The sequence below is a fragment of the Mesorhizobium sp. AA22 genome (assembly GCF_001672375.2).
GTDB classification, from domain to species: domain Bacteria; phylum Pseudomonadota; class Alphaproteobacteria; order Rhizobiales; family Rhizobiaceae; genus Mesorhizobium; species Mesorhizobium wenxiniae.
Map to the genome: position 1 here is coordinate 3,667,114 of NZ_CP048406.1, position 19,142 is coordinate 3,686,255.

A 19,142-nucleotide genomic window follows, 5' to 3' on the forward strand; every position below is an offset into this window, starting at 1 on the left:
AACTTGCCGAACGACTTGGCCGCATCGCGCATGAGCCGGCTACCTTTTCACGCCGCCTTCTTACGGGTGTCAAAAACATGATCGACGAGCCCCCAAGTCTTTGCCTCCTCGGCGGTCATGAAATGGTCGCGGTCGAGCGTGCGTTCGACCTCTTCGAACGTGCGACCGCAATGGTGCGAGTAAAGCTCGGTCATGCGCCGTTTGGTCCTGAGGATGCCTTCGGCGTGGCGCTGGATGTCGGAGGCTTGGCCCTGGAAACCGCCTGACGGCTGGTGCAGCAGGATGCTGGCATTGGGCAACGCGATACGCCGTCCCGGCGTGCCCGCCATCAGCAGGAACGAGGCCATCGAGGCGGCAAAGCCCATGCAGACGGTCGATACTGGACTGCTTATATACTGCATCGTGTCGTAGATGGCGAAACCGCTGGTCACCACACCGCCCGGCGAGTTGATGTAAAGGGAAATCTCCTTATCGGGATTGTCGGATTCCAGCGATAGAAGCTGGGCACAGACCAGCGCCGACACGCCAACGTCGATCGGACCGTTGATGAAGACGATGCGCTCGCGCAGCAGCCGCGAAAAAATGTCGAAGGCGCGTTCGCCGCGGCTCGACTGCTCGATCACCATCGGCACCAGGTTGGCAAAACCGCTCATCGCTTTTCTCCGTTGTGCCGCTCAGGCCGCGCGCAGGAAGAGGCGAGGCGTGTTTGCGGCAATAGTCTGTTTGGGGCTGTGTGCGTTGAGCGAAAGCCGGCAACCGGCGCCCACCGTCGCAACCGCAGACGTAGCGAACCGCGCGAATCCATCGTGGACGATGCGCAGATGCGTACCGCCCGACGCGGTGCGGCCGAGCGTGAAGGTGACGATACTGTCGAGCGGATCCGCTGCGTTGCCAGACGCCGGCCGCTCCCGCCAGGAATAACGCAGCAGGCGTTCGGGCTCGGCGTTGAGGATTTCGCACTCGATCGGTGCACCCGCCTTAGCAAAGGCAAAGCGACTGCCGATCTCGGGTTTGATGTCGTTCGGCATCATCCAGGCCGCGAGCAGGTCCGGCACCGTCAGGGCCCGCCATACTTTTTCCGGCGGGTCTGGAAGCTCGCACTCGAACTCGATCGAATCTGCCGCCATGTCTGAATGCTGTTTTGCCGTCATTGGTCCATATCCTTCAAAACCGCCTTGAGCCTTTCGATGCGCTCGGGCCAGAACGCACGGTACCGCTCGATCCAGCCGAGCAGAGGGTCAAGCCCTTGCGGATCGGCGCGATAATAGGCGTTGCGGCCGGCTCGCCGCTCGACCACCAGGCCGGCGCCGCGCAGCACCGCGAGATGCTGCGACACGGCCGGTTGCGACACGGTCATGCCGCTGCGCAGTTCCGACACGGTCTTCTCGCCGGCGGCGAGCCGTTCGTAGACGGCGCGGCGCGTCGGGTCGGAAAGCGCTCGAAAAATCTCTGCTTCGATCATGATTGAAGCATAAGTCTGCACTTATTGGTTTGGCAAGCAGTCTTTTCGCGCCCATATGGAATGGCACGGCGGACCCATCGATTGCTGACATTCCTTGACAGTAGGAATTGAGTGGGATAGAACGAAAAGAGAACAAAAACCTTGTGGGAAAAGGCAGCCACGGCAGGCGGGGATTGTCCGCAGTCTATAAGGTGAGCGGCAGAAATTTTGTTTCGGATGAGCGCGGAGAAGTATCATGGCGGGTAGCGTCAACAAGGTCATTCTGGTGGGCAATCTCGGGGCGGACCCGGAAATCCGCCGTTTGAATTCGGGTGAGCCGGTCGTCAACATCCGCGTCGCTACCTCGGAAAGCTGGCGCGACAAGACTTCCGGCGAGCGCAAGGAAAAGACCGAGTGGCACAATGTCGTCATCTTCAACGACCAGCTCGCCAAGGTCGCCGAGCAGTATCTGAAGAAGGGTGCGAAGGTTTATGTCGAGGGCCAGTTGCAGACGCGCAAATGGCAGGACCAGACCGGCAATGATCGCTACACGACCGAGATCGTGCTGCAGAAATTCCGTGGCGAGCTGCAGATGCTCGACGCGCGCGGGCAAGGCGAGGGCGGTCAGGTCGGCAGCTATGCCGGTGGCGGCAGCAGCCGCGTTTCCGATTTCGGGCAGTCGGGCCCGGGCGAGAGTTTCAATCGCGGTGGCGGCAACAAGGGCGGTGGTGGCGGCGGTTCGTCGCGCGAACTCGACGACGAAATTCCGTTCTGATTTCTTGGGGCGGATGTCTCTTACGCGGGCGAAAAACGCCAGCTACTTGAGGCCACGAATTGGCGTCCCGAAAATCTGTCTTGGATTTCGGGACGTTCTGCATTTAAGCGGTGCGCAGTGAAAGGACGTATTAGGTGAAAGCACGGGTCAAGTGGGTCGAGGAGCGCACCTTTGTCGGCGAGTCCGGCAGCGGCCACAAGGTGGTGCTGGGGACTGCCTTCGGGCCGGAAGGCAGGACGCCGGGGCCGAGCCCGATGGAGCTTGTGCTGCTCGGCACCGGCGGCTGCTCAGCCTATGATGTCGTCCACATCCTCGAAAAGAGCCGCGAGGCGGTCGAAGACTGCGTGGTCGAACTCGACGCCGATCGGGCGGAGAAGGAGCCGCGGGTGTTCACCCGCATCCATATGCATTTCATCGTCAAGGGTCGCGCGCTTTCGCGCGACAAGGTGAAACGGGCGATCGACTTGTCGATCGAAAAATACTGCTCGGCGACCGCGATGATGGCCAAGACCGCCGAGATCACCCACGACTTCGAAGTCATCGATACGATGGCGAGGTAGGATAGCGCCTGGTGGCGGCGGTTCGCCGCGCGAGCTGGACGACGATAATGACAGCCTCGGCAATCAAGCGCGAGGCCGCTTTCGTTTTCATGCCGCCATCAGCGCCTTGATGCCGTCCGCGACGAACTGCACGGCGAGCGCCGCCAGAATGACGCCGAGCAGCCGGGTCAGGATCGAGCGGCCGGTCTGGCCGAGGATGCGGTCGATGCGCTCGGCCAGCACGAACACCAGGTAGGTGATGACAAGACAGATCGCGATGATGCCGACAAGGGCTGCCTGCGCGCCAAAACCTGGAAAAGAGCCGGACAGCAGGACGGTCGCTGAAATGGCGCCCGGACCGGCGATCAGGGGGATCGCCAGCGGAAAGGCGGCGATGTTGTGGATCATGTCCTTGGTGATGGCGACGTCGCCGATCTTTTCCTTGCGGTCCTGCCGGCGCTCGAACACCATTTCAAAGGCGATGAAGAACAGCAGGAACCCGCCGGCGACGCGGAACGCCGGCAGCGTGATGCCGAACACCGACAGGATCGATGCACCGGCGATTGCAAACAGCGCCATCACCAGGAAACCGATGATCGAGGCGCGGACGGAAACCTGGTTGCGCTCCTCGCGGTTCATGCCGCGCGTCACGGCGAGGAAGAGCGGTGCCAGGCCTGGCGGGTCGATGGTCACGAGAATGGTGACGAAGGCGTTGAACAGGCTGTCGAAGCTCGGCATCTCTGACCCTCCCCGCCGGGCCGTGCCCGAGACCCCTGCATTGGTAGAGCAAAGCAGCGTCAGGGGAAACCGTGCAGGTCAGGTGCTGCCGGCTCGCTGCGCCAGGAACTCGACTTCGAGCCGCCAGGTCGCGCCATCGTCCTGAGAGCGTTCGCCCAGCCAGCGGAAGGAGTTTTCGGTAATCCGGGAAAAGCTCCAGCGCACCGAGGCGCCGCTGCCGTCAGCGCCTTGCTGGACGATGGTGTCGCCCTCGGCCCGGCCGAGCTGGCGGCTGTAGTACTGGGTGCGCGGATCGCTCCAGAAAATATGCCAGGCGTCGACGCCGGGGTCATAGACACGCAATGTCGTGCCATAGAAAGTCCATTTGCCGAGGGAACTCTGTGCGCCAGTGTTCCGCGCGGGCAGGATCCATACGTCCTGGATCGCGCGGCCCTCGAGCACCCAGCCGAAATGCACCTCGCCGCGCCCGGTCAGCACCTGGCCGTCCTCGAGGTGGCGCGTGGCATCGAATGTCCAGGCGCCGACGAAGCGGCCGTAAAGGTTCAGTTTTCCGGCCAGGTCCCCGGCAGGCTCGTCGCTGTGCAGGGCTTCGACAAAGGAAGATGAATTGAACATGATTTCGACCTCATCTTGTCAGGAGACTGGAGGGAATAGGCGGCGGCAGGGTTCTGTGCTTGGGAAAAATTGCTATCTTTCAAGCCATGACAACGAGCGCGCATACACTGGCGTCCGGACGAGGCTGGCAGGTGTTGGACGTGGTCTGCACCGCCGGCGCCGCCGATCGCCCGTTCGAGGAAGAGCACCGTAATTTCTGCGTCGCCGTGGTGACCAATGGCACATTCCGCTACCGGGGACGCCAGGGTGATGCGATGCTGACGCCGGGCGCGCTCCTGCTCGGCAACCTTGGCACGTGCTATGAGTGTGGGCACGAGCATGGCGCCGGCGACCGCTGCCTCTCCTTCCAGTTCGAGCCGACCTATATGGAACAGATCGTTGCCGACATGCCGGGCGTGAAGAAGCTGGCCTTCGAGACGCCGCGGCTGCCGCCCTTGCCGGCGCTGGCACCGCTGCTGGCCGAGGCGGAATCCGCACGCGAGATGGCCGACGTCGACGCGTTTGAGGAAATCGGTCTGCGGATTGCCGGCGCAGCCGTCGCCTCCGGCGTCACGCCTGCTGCCCGGATGCCGAGCCGCCGCGACGAGAAACGTGTCGCGGAGGCGGTGCGGCGCATTGAGCTGGATGCCGACCGGCCGGTCTCACTTGCTGCGCTTGCAAGCGAGACGGCGACCAGCCCGTATCATTTCCTGCGCACGTTCCGACGCGTCGCGGGCATGACGCCCTACCAGTTCCTGCTGAAAACCCGGCTGCACAGGGCGGCGGTGCGGCTGCGCATGTCGGACGAGGCGATCTCGACGATCGCGTACGAGGCGGGGTTCAACGATTTGTCGACCTTCAACCGCCGATTCCGGCGCGTGATGGGGGAGGCGCCCGGCGCCTATCGGGTCCGGCGGCGAGGCGATAAATTGCCGAACGCATCCGCCGTTCCGGCGTTGTGAAGCAAATTGGTCTGATAATGAGCTTTGCCGCGAGAGCAACGAAAAAGCGCCTCGGCCATATCGTCGCAATCAGTGATATCCTTTTGAAATCACCACAAAAATCGACACTGGAAAACTACCGCGGATATTGGAGTTTCGACCCGGCTTCCTATATAAGCACCGAGTGATTCCCGATTAGATTGTGACCTGATTTGACCGACCAGAAGACACCGCGCGGCGCCGACGGCGGCCCGACCGGCATCGAGCCGATATCCATCCTCGAGGAGATGCAGCGCTCCTACCTCGATTACGCGATGAGCGTGATCGTCAGCCGTGCGCTGCCCGATGTGCGCGACGGGCTGAAGCCGGTGCATCGCCGCATCCTCTATGCCGCCCATGAGAGCGGCTACCACTGGAACCGCAAATACGTGAAGTCGGCGCGCCCGGTCGCCGACGTGATGGGTAAATACCATCCGCATGGCGACGCCTCGATCTACGACGCCTTGGTGCGCATGGCGCAGGATTGGTCGCTGCGTGTGCCGCTGATCGACGGGCAGGGCAATTTCGGCTCGATCGACGGTGATCCGCCGGCGGCGATGCGTTACACCGAATCGCGCCTGACGAAGGTCGCGCATGAGTTGCTGGAAGACATCGACAAGGACACCGTCGATTTCCAGGACACTTATGATGCGTCCGGCAGCGAGCCGAAAGTCCTGCCGGCGCGCTTTCCAAACCTGTTGGTCAACGGCTCCGGCGGCATCGCCGTCGGCATGGCCACCAACATCCCGCCGCACAATCTGGGCGAGGTCTGCAACGGCGCCATCGCCCTCATCGACAATCCGGCGATCGATCTGCCGGCGTTGATGGAGATCATTCCGGGGCCGGATTTCCCGACCGGCGGCATCGTGCTCGGCCGCTCCGGCATCTACAGCGCCTATTCGACCGGCCGCGGGTCCATCGTCATGCGCGGGCGCGTCAACGTCGAGGCGCGCGGCAACGACCGTGAGTCGATCGTCATCACCGAAGTTCCCTACCAGGTGAACAAGTCGTCGATGATCGAGAAGATGGCGGAGCTGGTGCGCGACAAGCGCATAGAGGGCATTTCCGACATCCGCGACGAGAGCGACCGCCAGGGTTACCGCGTCGTCATCGAACTGAAGCGCGACGCGGTCGCCGACGTCATCCTCAACCAGCTCTACCGTTTCACGCCGCTGCAGACGTCCTTCGGGGCCAATATGGTGGCGCTGAACGGCGGCAAGCCGGAATTGCTGACGCTGACCGACATGCTGAAGGCGTTTGTCGCCTTCCGCGAGGACGTGATCAGCCGGCGCACGAAATTCCTGCTGCGCAAGGCGCGCGACCGCGCCCATGTGCTGGTCGGCCTTGCCATTGCCGTTGCCAACATCGATGAGGTCATAAAGCTGATCCGCACCGCGCCGGACCCGCAGACGGCGCGCGAGCAGTTGATGGAGCGGCGCTGGCCTTCGGGCGACGTCGAATCGCTGATCCTGCTGATCGACGATCCGCGCCACCGCGTCAACGAGGACGGCACATACAATCTGTCCGAGGAACAGGCGCGCGCCATCCTCGAACTGCGCCTGCAGCGCCTGACCGCGCTCGGTCGCGACGAAATCGCCGACGAGTTGAACACGATCGGCGACGAGATCAAGGACTACCTGGACATCCTGTCGTCCCGCGCCCGCATTCAGCAGATCGTCAAGAACGAGCTTGCCGCCGTCCGCGACGAGTTCGGCACGCCGCGCCGTACCGAGCTCTCCGAGGGCGGGGCTGATATGGAAGACGAGGACCTGATCCAGCGCGAGGACATGGTCGTGACGGTCAGCCATTCCGGCTACATCAAGCGCGTGCCGTTATCGCTCTACCGGGCGCAGCGGCGCGGTGGCAAGGGCCGATCCGGAATGTCGACCAAGGAAGAGGATTTCGTCACTAGGCTGTTCGTTGCCAACACGCACACGCCGGTGCTGTTCTTCTCCTCGCGTGGCATCGTCTACAAGGAAAAGGTCTGGCGCCTGCCGATCGGCAATCCGCAGTCGCGCGGCAAGGCGCTGATCAACATGCTGCCGCTGGAGCAGGGCGAACGCATCACCACCATCATGCCGCTGCCTGAGGACGAGACCAGCTGGGGCGAGCTCGACGTGATGTTCGCCACCACCCGCGGCACGGTGCGCCGCAACAAGCTGTCGGACTTCGTCCAGGTCAACCGCAACGGCAAGATCGCGATGAAGCTGGAAGAGGAAGGCGACGAGATCCTCGGCGTCGAGACCTGCACCGACAATGACGACGTGCTTCTGACAGCAAGCTCCGGCCAGTGCATCCGCTTCTCGGTCAGCGACGTGCGCGTCTTCCAGAGCCGCAACTCGGTCGGCGTGCGCGGCATCGCCATGGCTGCCGCCGACCGGGTGATCTCGATGGCGGTGATCGAACATGTCGAGGCGCCGCCGGCCGAGCGCGCCGCTTATCTCAGGCGAGTGGCGGCGGAAAGGCGGCTCGCCGCCGGCATTGCGGCGGGCGAGGACGAAGACATCCAGCTCACCAATGAGGAGGTCGGCGAGGAGACGGAGCTTTCCGACGAGCGCTACGAATTCCTCAAGGCACACGAGCAATTCGTGCTGACGGTGACGGAATATGGCTACGGCAAGCGTTCGTCTTCCTATGATTTCCGCCTCACAGGGCGCGGCGGCAAGGGCATCCGCGCCACCGATGTGTCGAAAGTGGCTGAGATCGGCCGTCTGGTGGCGACTTTCCCGGTCGGCAATGACGACCAGATCATGCTTGTCTCGGATGGCGGCACCGTCATCCGCGTACCGGTCAACGGCATCCGTTTCGCCAGCCGCGCCACCAAGGGCGTGACCATCTTCAACACGGCCGACGGCGAGAAGGTCGTTTCGGTGGAGCGGATATCGGAACCGCAATCCGACGAGGAAGCGGAAGAGAGTGTCGAGGGCGACGCAACTCTGGATATTGGTACTGAAGACGTTGGCCTGGACAACAACGCCGAGTAGGTGTGACGGGCAATGCGGGCCCGATGGGCCGGCGCCGTCAACAGCTAGCGGTGGCGAAACGGCTTGCGGATACCAAAGCCTCCGAACCGCTTGGCATTGGACTTGGCGCGGACGCGCTCTGCTTCCTGATGCAGCCCGAATACGGTGGCGATCAGCATGGCGACGGTCATTGCGGTGGCGAGCATGTAGATCAGCATGTGCGTGTCTCCTGCACCTAGCAACGATTAAATGGGGTTTTGGTTTCATCTCCTGAAGCTGCAACCTAGTGAACGCTGCGTGAAGGCTTCGTGATCGGCCCGTTCATTGGCCGTTCATCTCGGCCAAAAGGTTCACACAAAGCGCATCGCGATTACCGTGGCTCAGGCGTTGCGCTTTGAGGCTCTGTTTGGGTGCATGTCGTTGTCCAAAACCGCTGCACACTTTTGGGCGACATGCATTGGCGGCTCGCTGATCGGATTTGCCTTTGCGAGAGAGGCTCGCTAGAAGCACCTGCCATGACCGAACGCATCGCCCTTTATGCCGGCTCCTTCGACCCGCTGACCAACGGCCATCTCGATGTGCTGAAGGCGTCGCTGGCCGTGGCGGACACAGTCTATGCGGCGATCGGCATTCATCCCGGCAAAAAGCCGCTGTTTTCGTTCGAGGAACGGGTCGGCCTCATCGAAGCAGCGACGAAGGCCGAATTTGGCCGCGACGGCGCGCGCATCAAGATTGTCGCTTTCGACGGGCTGGTCATCGACGCGGCCAGGAAGCAGGGCGCCTCGATCATGATCCGCGGCCTGCGCGATGGCACCGATCTCGACTACGAGATGCAGATGGCCGGCATGAACGAGACGATGGCGCCGGAACTGCAGACAGTTTTTCTGCCCGCCAGCCCTTCGGTGCGAACCATTACCGCCACACTTGTCCGTCAGATAGCCTCCATGGGAGGCGACATCCGCCCCTTCGTGCCGGCGGCTGTGGCCGACGCACTTACCGCCAAATTCGCGAAATAATGCGTGTCGCCCCAACGTGGAACCCGGCTTTGGGACAACGACATGCTTGAAACAAAGGTTTTCGGAGAAATATCCATGCCGCTCAAAAGGCTCGCCACCTGCTTTGTCGTTGTTTTCAGTCTTGTGGCTGCAACCGTTGCGGCGTTCGCGGCCGATCCGGAAAACACCATGATCATAACGCTGAAGGGCGGCGACGTGACAATCGCGCTCAGGCCCGATCTCGCGCCGAAGCATGTCGAGCAGATCAAGAAGCTGGTTCGTCAGGGCGCTTACGACAACGTCGCTTTCCACCGCGTCATCGACGGCTTCATGGCGCAGACCGGCGACGTGAAGTTCGGCAACATGAAGAACGGCTTCAACTCCGATGCTGTCGGTACTGGTGGTTCCGATCTTCCCGACCTACCGGCCGAATTCTCGACGTCCGAGCGCTACGAGCGCGGCGTGGTCGGCATGGCCCGCTCGCAGGACCCGGATTCTGCCAATTCCCAGTTCTTCATCATGTTCGCGCCGGCGCCGCCGCTCGATGGCCAGTACACTATCGTCGGTAATGTCGAGAACGGGATGGAGTTGGTGGACCAGATAAAGAAAGGCGATGCGGCACAGAACGGGGTTGTCACTGATCCCGATCGCATGATCAAGGTGCGCATCGCCGCCGACGGCAAGTAAACCCATTAGTTCCAAAGGATATTCTGACATGGCCGAGATCAAGGACCGCGAGAACGCGCTCATCATGGAAACGACCAAGGGCAAGGTCGTCATCGAACTGTTTCCCGATCTGGCGCCTGGCCATGTCGGCCGCATCAAGGAACTGGCGCGCGAAGGCGCTTATGACGGCGTGGTGTTCCATCGCGTCATCGAGGGGTTCATGGCGCAGACCGGCGACGTGAAATTCGGCAATTCCACCAAGCCCTCTTTCGCACCGGCGCGCGCTGGCACGGGCGGCTCCGACAAGCCCGACCTGAAGGCGGAGTTCTCTAACGCCAATCACGGCCGTGGCACCTGCTCGATGGCGCGCTCGCAGAATCCGAACTCGGCCAATTCGCAGTTCTTCATCTGCTTCGACGATGCCGCCTTCCTCAACCGCCAATACACGGTCTGGGGCCAGGTCATCGAGGGCATGGACAATGTCGACAAGATCAAGCGCGGCGAGCCGGTGCCGGATCCCGACAAGATCGTGTCGCTGAAGGTGGCAGCCGACGTGAAATGACCTACCGGGCTGTCGCGGCTATCACTCTGATGCTTGTCGCGGCGGCCACTCCGGCGCTGGCGACGGAATCGATTGTTTGCAGCGCCGAAGGCGACGCGGCATCGATCGACGTCCTGATGGGGCACACTGCCGTCATCGCGGTTGCGCGTGTATGGCTTGATGCCGGCGGCAGGAACTGGACCACCGACGGTCGGCCGGGTTCGACGAAAGTCATCGTCGGACAGGCATTCGAGGACGACCAGCACATGGCGATCGATCTCACCGATGAGGGCATCAGCTCGATCGTCGCCAAATTGCGACTGGTCAAGGCCAGCGAACAGTCCAATTTCGCAATGGGCGGCACGCTGAGCATCGACGGTGTTGGCGCCTGGGCGGTGACCTGCCCGGAATTTTGAGGCGGGATTTTCTTGCGCGTCGATCTTTTCGACTTTGATCTGCCGGAGGAGCGTATCGCGCTTCGACCGGCAGAACCGCGCGACAGCGCCAAAATGCTGGTTGTCAGGCCGGGTGAGGGCCGCGAAGACCGGATGGTGCGCGAGCTGCCGTCCCTGCTCGAGACCGGTGACGTGCTGGTCTTCAACGACACCAAGGTCATTCCGGCACAGTTGAAAGGCATCAGGCGGCGCGGCGAAGCGGTGGCGCAAGTCGAAGCCACGCTGCACATGCGGGTGGCTCCCGACCGCTGGCTGGCTTTCATGCGGCCGGGCAAGCGCATCGCCGCCGGTGACCGCGTCCATTTCGGCCATGACGCCAATTCCTGCTTTCTCGGCCAGCTCGATGCCAAGGTGATCGAGAAAGGCGAGGCCGGCGAGGCTTTGCTCGGTTTTGACCTCTCAGGTCCGTTTCTCGATGAGGCGTTGCACGCCGTCGGTCACATTCCGCTGCCGCCTTACATCGCTTCGAAGCGCGACGACGACGAACGCGACCGCAAAGACTACCAGACCATCTATGCCAGGGAGGAGGGGGCCGTGGCGGCACCCACTGCCGGCCTGCATTTCACGCCCGAGCTTTTCGCGGCGCTGGATGCCAAAGGCGTCGAGCGGCGATTCGTCACCCTGCATGTCGGCGCCGGCACGTTCCTGCCGGTGAAAGTCGACGACACCGCCGATCACAAGATGCATGCCGAAATCGGTTCGGTCAGCCCGGAAACCGCCGAGGCGCTGAACGCGGCGAAAGCGCGCGGCGGGCACATCATCGCCGTCGGAACGACGTCGCTGCGCCTGCTGGAGAGCGCCGCGCGGGAGGACGGCACATTGGCTGGATGGTCGGGTCCGACCGACATCTTCATCACCCCCGGCTACCGTTTTAAGGCCGCCGACATGCTGATGACCAATTTCCATCTGCCGCGTTCGACGCTGTTCATGCTGGTTTCGGCGTTTTGTGGTCTGGAAACAATGCGTGCGGCCTATGCGCATGCCATCGAGAACAGCTACAGGTTCTACTCCTACGGAGATGCAAGCCTTCTGTTCAAAGAGGAGAACGATGGACGCGCGCCCGGTATAGGACAAGGAATTCAATGACTAAGGCGTTCACCTTCGAGGTGCTGGCGATCGACGGGAAAGCGCGGCGCGGCTCCATCACTGTGCCGCGCGGAGAAATCCGCACGCCAGCCTTCATGCCGGTCGGCACCGGCGGCACGGTCAAGACCATGTATATGGATCAGGTGCGCGGCGTCGGCTCGGACATTATCCTTGGCAATACCTATCATCTGATGCTGCGGCCTGGCGCCGAACGTGTGGCGCGGCTTGGCGGTCTGCATGAATTCGCCCGCTGGCCGCACCCGATCCTGACCGACAGCGGCGGCTTCCAGGTAATGTCGCTGTCGAAACTGAGGAAACTCACCGAAAAGGGCGTCACCTTTCGCTCACATATTGATGGCGCCCCCTATGAGATGTCGCCCGAGCGCTCGATCGAAATCCAGGGACTGCTCGATTCCGAAATCCAGATGCAGCTCGACGAATGCACCGCGCTGCCGGCCATGGAGAAGGAGATCGAGCGGGCCATGGAGCTGTCGCTGCGCTGGGCCGAACGTTGCAAGACGGCATTCGGGGACCAACCGGGCAAGGCGATGTTCGGCATCGTCCAGGGCGGCGACATACCGGCCCTGCGGCTGCGCTCGGCGCAGGCGCTGAAAGCTATGGACCTCAAGGGCTACGCCATCGGCGGGCTGGCGGTCGGCGAACCGCAAGCGGTGATGCTCGAAATGCTCGACATCACCTGTCCGGAGCTGCCGGCGGATAGGCCGCGCTATCTGATGGGTGTCGGCACGCCTGACGACATATTGAAATCGGTGGCACGCGGCATCGATATGTTCGATTGCGTGATGCCGACGCGCGCCGGCCGTCATGGCCTCGCCTATACAAGGCGCGGCAAGGTCAATCTGCGGAACGCTCGCCATGCCGACGATCCGCGCCCGCTGGACGAGGAGAGCGACTGCCCGGCCGCCAGAGATTATTCACGCGCCTATCTGCACCATCTGGTCCGCTCGCAAGAGGCGCTGGGGGCGATGCTGCTGACCTGGAACAATCTTTCCTACTACCAGAGGCTGATGCAGGATATTCGTGCCGCCATCGAAGCCGGCGCCTTCGAGGCGCAAGCGGCGGCAATTTCCGAGGGCTGGGCAAGGGGCGATATCCCGGTGATGTGAGCGGGCCCTCGCAGCGAAGCGAGCGCGCGCAGGGCATAGCCTGCGCTTGGCAGCGCTCCACGGTCTCAGCGCCAGCGTGCATCCGTCGTTTGGCTGTACTAAAGCTTCCCTCAGGTCGCGTTCTGCCTGAGCGCCGTCCTGATGCTTGAAAGCCGGGCGGCAGTCTGCCACAAGGGCCGCTTATGCGTGCAAGTTGAGCAGGACCGGGCAATGAAGGCATTTTTCGTGCAGATAAAGTGCGATCTGGGCAGGGCCTATGACGTTGCCGGCGCATTGGCCGATGCCGAGATCGCTTCGGAAATCTACTCGACAGCCGGCAACTACGATTTGCTCGCCAAATTCTATGTCGACGACGAGGAAGACATAGGCCACTTCGTCAACGAGAAGGTGCAGATTCTTCCCGGCATCAAGGACACGTTTACGGTTGTCACCTTCCGCGCCTTCTGAGTGGCGCCGGCCCCTGCCCGGGCACAAGGCAAAGCCTGACCCAGCCATATCGGCGCTGCCCTAATTTTAGGCAGGTCGCGACATACTGATCGCCAGCACCTCCAAATCACCGATTGCGCTTGATTTTCTCCCGTGACGCCAGTGAAATGGTCTCACAGGGGAGTATGCGATTGGCAGCGTTCGACGAAATGCTTCCGGAAATCTCCGGATTGAGAAAACCGTATTCGGCTTACGACCGCTGGCTGAAGGAGCAGGATCCGGCCAGGCTTACCGAGAAGATGCAGGACGCCGAACGCGTCTTTCGCAAGACCGGCATCACCTTTGCTGTCTATGGCGAGCAGGAAGCCTCCGAACGCCTTATTCCCTTCGATATCGTTCCGCGCATCATTTCCGGCAACGAATGGCGACGGCTGACGCAAGGCATCGAGCAGCGCGTCCAGGCGCTGAACGCGTTTCTCGACGATATCTACCACCGCCAGGAGATATTGCGCGCCGGGCGCGTCCCCAAGGAATTGATCGCCAGGAATGAGGCGTTCCTGCCGGAGATGATCGGGGTAAGGCCGCCGGCCGGCGTCTACACCCATATCATCGGCGTCGATATCGTGCGCATCAGCGAGAACGAATTCTACGTGCTGGAGGACAATGCGCGGACGCCGTCTGGCGTGTCCTACATGCTGGAGAACCGCGAGACGATGATGCAGCTCTTTCCCGAGCTGTTCCAGCAGATCAAGGTGCGGCCGGTGGAAAACTATCCGCAGCTCTTGCGCCAGTCGCTGGCGGCGGTGCGGCCGCAAAGCACCAAAGGTGCGCCGACCATTGCCGTGCTGACGCCGGGCAGCTTCAACTCCGCCTATTTCGAACATGCGTTCCTTGCCGACCAGATGGGCGTGCAGCTTGTCGAGGGGCAGGATCTGCGCGTCGTCGATGGCCACGTCGCGATGCGCACGACCGAAGGCTACAAGCAGATCGATGTGCTTTATCGAAGGGTGGACGATTCTTTCCTCGATCCGCTGACCTTCCGTCCGGACTCGGCACTTGGAGTGCCGGGCATCATGGATGTCTACCGCGCCGGCAACATCACCATCGCCAATGCGCCGGGAACCGGCATCGCCGACGACAAGGCGATCTATTCCTATATGCCCGAGATCGTCGAATTCTACACTGGCCGCAAGGCAATCCTCGGCAACATCCCGACCTGGCGCTGCTCGGAGCCGGACAGCCTGAAATACGTTCTCGAACATATCGACGAGCTGGTGGTGAAGGAGGTGCACGGCTCAGGCGGCTACGGCATGCTGGTCGGGCCGGCGGCGACCAAGAAGGAATGCGAGGATTTTTCCAAGAAACTCGCGGCAAAACCGTCGAACTACATCGCCCAGCCAACGCTGGCGCTGTCGACCTGTCCGATCCTGACCGACAAAGGGCTGGCGCCGCGCCATGTCGACCTCAGGCCCTACGTGCTGGTTTCCGACCGCATCCAGATCGTGCCGGGCGGGCTGACGCGCGTGGCGCTGAAGGAAGGCTCGCTGGTGGTCAACTCATCGCAGGGCGGCGGCACCAAGGATACGTGGGTGCTGGATGATTGAGACGAGCAAGTAGTGAATAGTCAGTAGTCAGTAGTCAGTAGTAGAGGGAAAGCACAATGTCATACTCCGTCAAATTCCGAACATTCACCATGTATTACTCACCCCTCACTACCCACTAGCCCGAAGGGCAGCCCCACATGCTTCTCGGCCGCACCGCCAACGGGCTCTACTGGATGAACCGCTACATCGAGCGGGCGGAAAACATGGCGCGGCTGGTCGATGCCGGGCTGCGCATGGCGCTGACCCGTACGCAGAACGCCTCCGAAGAGTGGAATTCGGTGCTGCTCAGCGCCGGTTCGGACGCTGCCTTCACGCAGAAATATTCCGACTATACCGCCGCCAACGTCGCGGATTTCCTGCTTCGCGACACATCGAACCCGTCGAGCACGATGGCGTCGATCGAGACGGCCCGCAACAACGCCCGCATGGTGCGCACCGCGCTGACGCGCGAAACCTGGGAAAGCATCAACGAGGCCTGGATGTCGCTGAAGCGCATGCTGGCCAAGCCGATCGACGAACGCGACCTGCCCAGCGTGCTCGACGCGATCAAGCGCGAAACGGCGCTGATCCGCGGTTCATTCTACGGCACCATGCTGCGCAACGAGATCTTCGATTTCTCGCAGCTCGGCACCTATGTCGAACGCGCCGACAACACGGCACGCATCCTGGACGTGAAGTATTACGTGCTGTTGCCGTCGATCTCGTGGGTCGGCTCGACGCTCGACAATTATCAGTGGGAATCGATCCTACGTTCGGTGTCGGCGCACCGCTCGTATCGCTGGGTATACGAGGCCGACTACAAGCCGAGCAACATTGCCGACTATCTGATCCTCAATGTTCGAATGCCGCGCTCGCTGACCTTCTGCTACCGTTTCCTGACGGAGCACCTGAAATTCCTGGGCGACGATTATGGCGAACGCCACGCCTGTCATGCGACAGCCGGCAAGACCCAGGCCATGCTGACGGCCGGCTCGATCAAGGACATATTTGACGCCGGCCTGCACGAATTCCTGGCCAATTTCATTCGCGACAACACCAGGCTCGGCGACGAGATCGCGCAGGACTACAGGTTCTATTGAGCATGATCCCGGAAAGTGAACGCCGGTTTTCCGGTAAAGATCATGCTCAGGGGACGAGAGCAATGCGGCTGAAGATCACCCACCGGACCGAATACCGCTACGATGCGCCGGTGCATTATCTATTGCAGCGGTTGCGGCTGCTTCCAGTCAGCGGGCCGACGCAGACCGTTTTGTCCTGGGCGCTGACGATCGAAGGGGCACGCGAGGAAGTGCGCTTCATCGACCATTTCGGCAACGATACGCGGCTGTTGAGCGTCGAAGGTGAGCGCGATTTCATCACCGTCGAGGCATCAGGCGAGGTGGTGACACGCGACACCGCTGGCGTCTCCGGGCCACATCAGGGTTTCGCGCCGCTCTGGCTGTTTGGCCATGAAACCCCGTTGACCACGATCGGGAGCGGCATTCGCGAACTCGCGGCCTCGGTTGGCGAGGGGACCGATATCGAAAGGCTGCACCGGCTGATGGCCGTGATCGGCGAGCGCGTGGCTTATACGCCGGGTATCACCAATGCGGCGACCCCGGCCGAGGACGCGCTGGCGCTCAAGACCGGCGTCTGCCAGGACCACAGCCACATCTTTGCCGCCACGGCGCGCGCCATGGGGTTTCCGGCCCGCTACGTCAGCGGCTATTTGATGATGGATGCGGCGGTCGAGCAAGCGGCAAGCCATGCCTGGGCTGAGGCGCATGTTGCGGGCCTCGGCTGGGTCGCGTTCGACGTCGCCAACGGCATTTCGCCCGACGAACGCTATGTAAAGGTGGCGACCGGCCGTGATTACCGCGATGCCACGCCGGTGTCGGGAATTCGGCTGGGACAAGCGGAAGAACAGCTTGCGGTCATCGTCACCGTGGAGCAGTAATCCACGGCAAGATTGCTGCCAAAGAGATTCGATGACCTATTGCGTCGGCCTGAAGATCGATCGCGGGCTCGTGTTCATGTCGGACACGCGTACCAACGCCGGCATGGATTCGATCTCGACCTTCAAGAAGATGCATGTCTGGGAAGAGCCGGGCGAGCGCGTCATCGTGCTGATGTCGGCCGGCAATCTGGCGACGACGCAGGCGGTCGTCAGTTTGCTCGACGAACGCACCAAGGCGGTGGCCGATCGCCACGCCACTCTGCTCGAAACGCCGTCTATGTATCAGACGGTGCGGATGGTCGGCGACACCGTTAAGGAAGTCATCGCCAGTTCGTCGCCGGCAGGCGAAAAGGCCGATTCCTATTTCAATGCCTCCTTTATCCTCGGCGGCCAGATCAAGGGCAGCGCGCCGCGGCTGTTCATGATCTATCCGGAAGGCAATTTCATCGAATCGACCGATGACACGCCGTTTTTCCAGATCGGCGAGACCAAATACGGCAAGCCGATCATCATCCGCGCCTATGAAAAGACGATGAGTTTCGCCGAGACGGTGAAACTCCTGCTGGTGTCGTTCGACTCGACGCTGAAATCGAACCTGTCGGTCGGTCTGCCGCTTGACCTGCTGTTCTACGAAAAGGACGCCTTCAAGGTCAGCCTGAAGAAACGGATAGCCCAGGACGATCAATATTATCGCACGATCTCGGACGGCTGGTCGAACGCGCTGAAGACCGCTTTCGCGAGCCTGCCTGATTTTCCCGAATGAAAGCCTCCGTTTTTCGTGCTCTTTGATTTCTGGGCTCGATGCGACGGAGAGGAAAATGGATAGCAACGAATTCCGGGAATGGTCGCTGTACGCGGCCGAATGGGGTGCCGACTACAGGGGCACACTTCGCGAAAGACCGGTGCGGCCGCTTGTCGAGCCGGGCGAAATCTCTAGAAGCATCGATGTCTCGCCGCCGGAAGAGGGCGAAACGATGCAGGCAATCTTCGCCGACTTCGAGCAAAAAATCCTGCCGGGCATGACGCATTGGCAGCATCCGCGCTTCTTCGCCTATTTCCCGGCCAACGCCGCACCGGTCTCGGTGGTGGCCGAATATCTGGTCTCGGTGATGGCCGCGCAATGCATGCTCTGGCAGACCTCGCCGGCAGCGACCGAACTCGAGACGCGCGTCGTCGACTGGATGCGTCAGGCGCTTAGCCTGCCGGAAGGGTTTTCCGGCGTCATGCAGGATTCGGCATCATCGGCGACGCTTGCCGCCGTGCTGACCATGCGCGAGCGCGCGCTAGACTGGCAGGGCAACAAGAAGGGCCTGCAAGGCCAGCCGATATTGCGCATCTATTCTTCCGACCAGGTCCATACTTCCATCGACCGGGCGATCTGGGTATCGGGCATTGGCGAGGACAATCTCGTGCGAATTCCGGTTGCTGGCCGCCTTCGCGCCATGGATGTCACAGCCCTCGAAGCGGCGATCGACGCCGACCGGGATGCGGGCATGCTGCCGGCCGGCATCATCGCTTGTGTCGGCGGCACCAGCACCGGCGGCACTGATGACATCGCCGGCGTCGCTGCTGTGGCTAGGCGGTACGGGCTCTATCTGCATGTCGATGCCGCCTGGGCCGGATCGGCGATGATATGTCCGGAATACCGGCATTTCTGGGCCGGCGCGGAGCACGCGGATTCCATCGTCTTCAATCCGCACAAATGGCTGGGCGCGCAGTTCGACTGCTCGATGCAGTTCATCCGCCGGCCGGAAGACCTGGTGCGGACGCTCGCCATCAAGCCGGATTACCTGAAGACGCATGGACGCGACGGAATCATCAACTATTCCGAATGGTCGGTGCCGCTCGGGCGGCGCTTTCGCGCACTGAAACTGTGGTTCCTGCTGCGCGCCCACGGGCTGGAAAATCTCCGGACCATGATCCGCAACCATGTCGCCTGGAGCGAAGGCCTTGCCGCGCGGCTGGCTCGGCAACCGGATTTCGAGATCGTCACGGAACCGATGCTGTCGCTGTTCTCGTTCCGGCATCTGGCGGCGGCCGGCATCGATTCGGACGAACACAATCTGCGTCTGGTCAACGCGATCAACAACGATGGCCGCATCTATCTGACACAGACACGGGTGGACGGGCAGATCGCGATCCGCTTTCAAGTCGGTCAGTTCGAGACGACAGCGGCGGATGTCGACACAGCTTTCGAGGTCATCACCGAAATCGCCCGCGGTCTGGGTTGAGTTGAAATGGTCGGCAAAGTTGCGCCGTGGTTGTCTTTGGACGGA

22 protein-coding genes are annotated in these 19,142 nt (G+C 61.9%); 16 read left to right on the top strand and 6 right to left on the bottom strand.

Annotation, left to right across the window (positions count from 1 at the left end; translation table 11 throughout):
* Positions 1-47: 47 nt before the first annotated feature.
* The 3 genes from A9K68_RS17680 to A9K68_RS17690 are packed head-to-tail and all read right to left on the bottom strand — an operon-like array spanning position 48 to position 1,462.
* On the bottom strand, positions 48-653 hold the full coding sequence (locus tag A9K68_RS17680) for an ATP-dependent Clp protease proteolytic subunit (RefSeq protein WP_065009539.1): 606 nt from the start codon (positions 651-653) through the stop codon (positions 48-50).
* A gap of 21 nt (positions 654-674) precedes the next feature.
* The gene (locus A9K68_RS17685; RefSeq protein WP_065009540.1) at positions 675-1,151 is read right to left on the bottom strand and encodes an SRPBCC domain-containing protein; all 477 of its coding nucleotides are present in this window, start codon (positions 1,149-1,151) and stop codon (positions 675-677) included.
* Positions 1,148-1,462: a metalloregulator ArsR/SmtB family transcription factor gene (locus A9K68_RS17690; RefSeq protein WP_065009541.1), complete on the bottom strand. Its 315-nt coding sequence runs from the start codon at positions 1,460-1,462 to the stop codon at positions 1,148-1,150. Before A9K68_RS17690 ends, A9K68_RS17685 begins: the two co-directional genes overlap by 4 nt.
* A gap of 235 nt (positions 1,463-1,697) precedes the next feature.
* Between A9K68_RS17690 and ssb the strand changes: the two genes are divergently transcribed.
* Both ssb and A9K68_RS17700 read left to right on the top strand, forming a co-directional pair.
* Positions 1,698-2,216, top strand: a complete 519-nt coding sequence (ssb, locus tag A9K68_RS17695) for a single-stranded DNA-binding protein (RefSeq protein WP_065009542.1) — start codon at positions 1,698-1,700, stop codon at positions 2,214-2,216.
* A gap of 134 nt (positions 2,217-2,350) precedes the next feature.
* Complete coding sequence (locus A9K68_RS17700; RefSeq protein ID WP_065009543.1) at positions 2,351-2,776, top strand: OsmC family protein; 426 nt, start codon at positions 2,351-2,353, stop codon at positions 2,774-2,776.
* Between the two features lie 87 nt (positions 2,777-2,863).
* Here the strand turns inward: A9K68_RS17700 and A9K68_RS17705 are convergent, their stop codons facing one another.
* Together A9K68_RS17705 and A9K68_RS17710 are read right to left on the bottom strand one after the other, a co-directional pair.
* Positions 2,864-3,493, bottom strand: coding sequence for a MarC family protein (locus A9K68_RS17705; protein ID WP_029352879.1), 630 nt, complete (start codon positions 3,491-3,493; stop codon positions 2,864-2,866).
* Between the two features lie 78 nt (positions 3,494-3,571).
* Positions 3,572-4,108 (bottom strand): hypothetical protein, encoded by a 537-nt coding sequence (locus A9K68_RS17710; RefSeq protein ID WP_065009544.1) that lies wholly within the window; start codon positions 4,106-4,108, stop codon positions 3,572-3,574.
* 86 nt (positions 4,109-4,194) lie between these two features.
* Here A9K68_RS17710 and A9K68_RS17715 point away from each other — a divergent pair, with 86 nt between their 5' ends.
* Positions 4,195-5,049: an AraC family transcriptional regulator gene (locus tag A9K68_RS17715; protein WP_065009545.1), complete on the top strand. Its 855-nt coding sequence runs from the start codon at positions 4,195-4,197 to the stop codon at positions 5,047-5,049.
* Between the two features lie 191 nt (positions 5,050-5,240).
* Positions 5,241-8,051, top strand: a complete 2,811-nt coding sequence (gene gyrA / locus A9K68_RS17720; protein ID WP_065009546.1) for a DNA gyrase subunit A — start codon at positions 5,241-5,243, stop codon at positions 8,049-8,051.
* 44 nt (positions 8,052-8,095) lie between these two features.
* Here gyrA and A9K68_RS31350 read toward each other — a convergent pair whose 3' ends face one another.
* A complete protein-coding gene (locus tag A9K68_RS31350) occupies positions 8,096-8,248 on the bottom strand; it encodes a hypothetical protein (protein WP_082982506.1) in 153 nt (50 codons plus the stop codon).
* 297 nt (positions 8,249-8,545) lie between these two features.
* On the opposite strand from A9K68_RS31350, the gene coaD reads away from it, so the two are divergent.
* The 12 genes from coaD to A9K68_RS17780 all read left to right on the top strand — a co-directional run bounded on the left by coaD (position 8,546) and on the right by A9K68_RS17780 (position 19,097).
* On the top strand, positions 8,546-9,046 hold the full coding sequence (gene coaD / locus A9K68_RS17725; RefSeq protein ID WP_065009547.1) for a pantetheine-phosphate adenylyltransferase: 501 nt from the start codon (positions 8,546-8,548) through the stop codon (positions 9,044-9,046).
* A gap of 75 nt (positions 9,047-9,121) precedes the next feature.
* Entirely contained in the window at positions 9,122-9,712 is a 591-nt protein-coding gene (locus A9K68_RS17730; RefSeq protein ID WP_065009639.1) for a peptidylprolyl isomerase, read from the top strand.
* A gap of 28 nt (positions 9,713-9,740) precedes the next feature.
* Positions 9,741-10,253 (top strand): peptidylprolyl isomerase, encoded by a 513-nt coding sequence (locus A9K68_RS17735; protein ID WP_065009548.1) that lies wholly within the window; start codon positions 9,741-9,743, stop codon positions 10,251-10,253.
* The gene (locus A9K68_RS17740) at positions 10,250-10,648 is read left to right on the top strand and encodes a hypothetical protein (protein ID WP_065009549.1); all 399 of its coding nucleotides are present in this window, start codon (positions 10,250-10,252) and stop codon (positions 10,646-10,648) included. Before A9K68_RS17735 ends, A9K68_RS17740 begins: the two co-directional genes overlap by 4 nt.
* Before the next feature lie 12 nt (positions 10,649-10,660).
* Complete coding sequence (gene queA / locus A9K68_RS17745; RefSeq protein ID WP_065009550.1) at positions 10,661-11,773, top strand: tRNA preQ1(34) S-adenosylmethionine ribosyltransferase-isomerase QueA; 1,113 nt, start codon at positions 10,661-10,663, stop codon at positions 11,771-11,773.
* Positions 11,770-12,900, top strand: coding sequence for a tRNA guanosine(34) transglycosylase Tgt (gene tgt, locus A9K68_RS17750; RefSeq protein ID WP_065009551.1), 1,131 nt, complete (start codon positions 11,770-11,772; stop codon positions 12,898-12,900). Before queA ends, tgt begins: the two co-directional genes overlap by 4 nt.
* Positions 12,901-13,110: 210 nt before the next feature.
* Positions 13,111-13,347 carry an Lrp/AsnC family transcriptional regulator gene (locus A9K68_RS17755; RefSeq protein ID WP_029352863.1) on the top strand — a complete coding sequence of 79 codons (237 nt, stop codon included), beginning with the start codon at positions 13,111-13,113 and terminating at the stop codon, positions 13,345-13,347.
* Positions 13,348-13,517: 170 nt separating this feature from the next.
* Positions 13,518-14,930, top strand: coding sequence for a circularly permuted type 2 ATP-grasp protein (locus tag A9K68_RS17760; protein WP_065009640.1), 1,413 nt, complete (start codon positions 13,518-13,520; stop codon positions 14,928-14,930).
* Between the two features lie 137 nt (positions 14,931-15,067).
* Complete coding sequence (locus tag A9K68_RS17765) at positions 15,068-16,009, top strand: alpha-E domain-containing protein (protein WP_029352858.1); 942 nt, start codon at positions 15,068-15,070, stop codon at positions 16,007-16,009.
* 62 nt (positions 16,010-16,071) lie between these two features.
* The gene (locus A9K68_RS17770; RefSeq protein WP_065009552.1) at positions 16,072-16,866 is read left to right on the top strand and encodes a transglutaminase family protein; all 795 of its coding nucleotides are present in this window, start codon (positions 16,072-16,074) and stop codon (positions 16,864-16,866) included.
* Positions 16,867-16,897: 31 nt separating this feature from the next.
* Entirely contained in the window at positions 16,898-17,629 is a 732-nt protein-coding gene (locus A9K68_RS17775; RefSeq protein ID WP_065009553.1) for a peptidase, read from the top strand.
* 55 nt (positions 17,630-17,684) lie between these two features.
* Positions 17,685-19,097, top strand: a complete 1,413-nt coding sequence (locus tag A9K68_RS17780) for an aspartate aminotransferase family protein (RefSeq protein ID WP_065009554.1) — start codon at positions 17,685-17,687, stop codon at positions 19,095-19,097.
* The last annotated feature ends 45 nt before the right edge of the window (positions 19,098-19,142 follow it).

Excerpts from the sequence above, each read along its gene's own strand:
- A9K68_RS17680 (WP_065009539.1), bottom strand. The coding sequence starts at position 653 with ATGAGCGGTTTTGCCAACCTGGTGCCGATGGTGATCGAGCAGTCGAGC.
- A9K68_RS17685 (WP_065009540.1), bottom strand. The coding sequence starts at position 1,151 with ATGACGGCAAAACAGCATTCAGACATGGCGGCAGATTCGATCGAGTTC.
- A9K68_RS17690 (WP_065009541.1), bottom strand. The coding sequence starts at position 1,462 with ATGATCGAAGCAGAGATTTTTCGAGCGCTTTCCGACCCGACGCGCCGC.
- ssb (WP_065009542.1), top strand. The coding sequence starts at position 1,698 with ATGGCGGGTAGCGTCAACAAGGTCATTCTGGTGGGCAATCTCGGGGCG.
- A9K68_RS17705 (WP_029352879.1), bottom strand. The coding sequence starts at position 3,493 with ATGCCGAGCTTCGACAGCCTGTTCAACGCCTTCGTCACCATTCTCGTG.
- A9K68_RS17710 (WP_065009544.1), bottom strand. The coding sequence starts at position 4,108 with ATGTTCAATTCATCTTCCTTTGTCGAAGCCCTGCACAGCGACGAGCCT.
- A9K68_RS17715 (WP_065009545.1), top strand. The coding sequence starts at position 4,195 with ATGACAACGAGCGCGCATACACTGGCGTCCGGACGAGGCTGGCAGGTG.
- A9K68_RS31350 (WP_082982506.1), bottom strand. The coding sequence starts at position 8,248 with ATGCTGATCTACATGCTCGCCACCGCAATGACCGTCGCCATGCTGATC.
- coaD (WP_065009547.1), top strand. The coding sequence starts at position 8,546 with ATGACCGAACGCATCGCCCTTTATGCCGGCTCCTTCGACCCGCTGACC.
- A9K68_RS17730 (WP_065009639.1), top strand. The coding sequence starts at position 9,122 with ATGCCGCTCAAAAGGCTCGCCACCTGCTTTGTCGTTGTTTTCAGTCTT.
- A9K68_RS17735 (WP_065009548.1), top strand. The coding sequence starts at position 9,741 with ATGGCCGAGATCAAGGACCGCGAGAACGCGCTCATCATGGAAACGACC.
- A9K68_RS17740 (WP_065009549.1), top strand. The coding sequence starts at position 10,250 with ATGACCTACCGGGCTGTCGCGGCTATCACTCTGATGCTTGTCGCGGCG.
- tgt (WP_065009551.1), top strand. The coding sequence starts at position 11,770 with ATGACTAAGGCGTTCACCTTCGAGGTGCTGGCGATCGACGGGAAAGCG.
- A9K68_RS17755 (WP_029352863.1), top strand. The coding sequence starts at position 13,111 with ATGAAGGCATTTTTCGTGCAGATAAAGTGCGATCTGGGCAGGGCCTAT.
- A9K68_RS17765 (WP_029352858.1), top strand. The coding sequence starts at position 15,068 with ATGCTTCTCGGCCGCACCGCCAACGGGCTCTACTGGATGAACCGCTAC.
- A9K68_RS17770 (WP_065009552.1), top strand. The coding sequence starts at position 16,072 with ATGCGGCTGAAGATCACCCACCGGACCGAATACCGCTACGATGCGCCG.
- A9K68_RS17775 (WP_065009553.1), top strand. The coding sequence starts at position 16,898 with ATGACCTATTGCGTCGGCCTGAAGATCGATCGCGGGCTCGTGTTCATG.
- A9K68_RS17780 (WP_065009554.1), top strand. The coding sequence starts at position 17,685 with ATGGATAGCAACGAATTCCGGGAATGGTCGCTGTACGCGGCCGAATGG.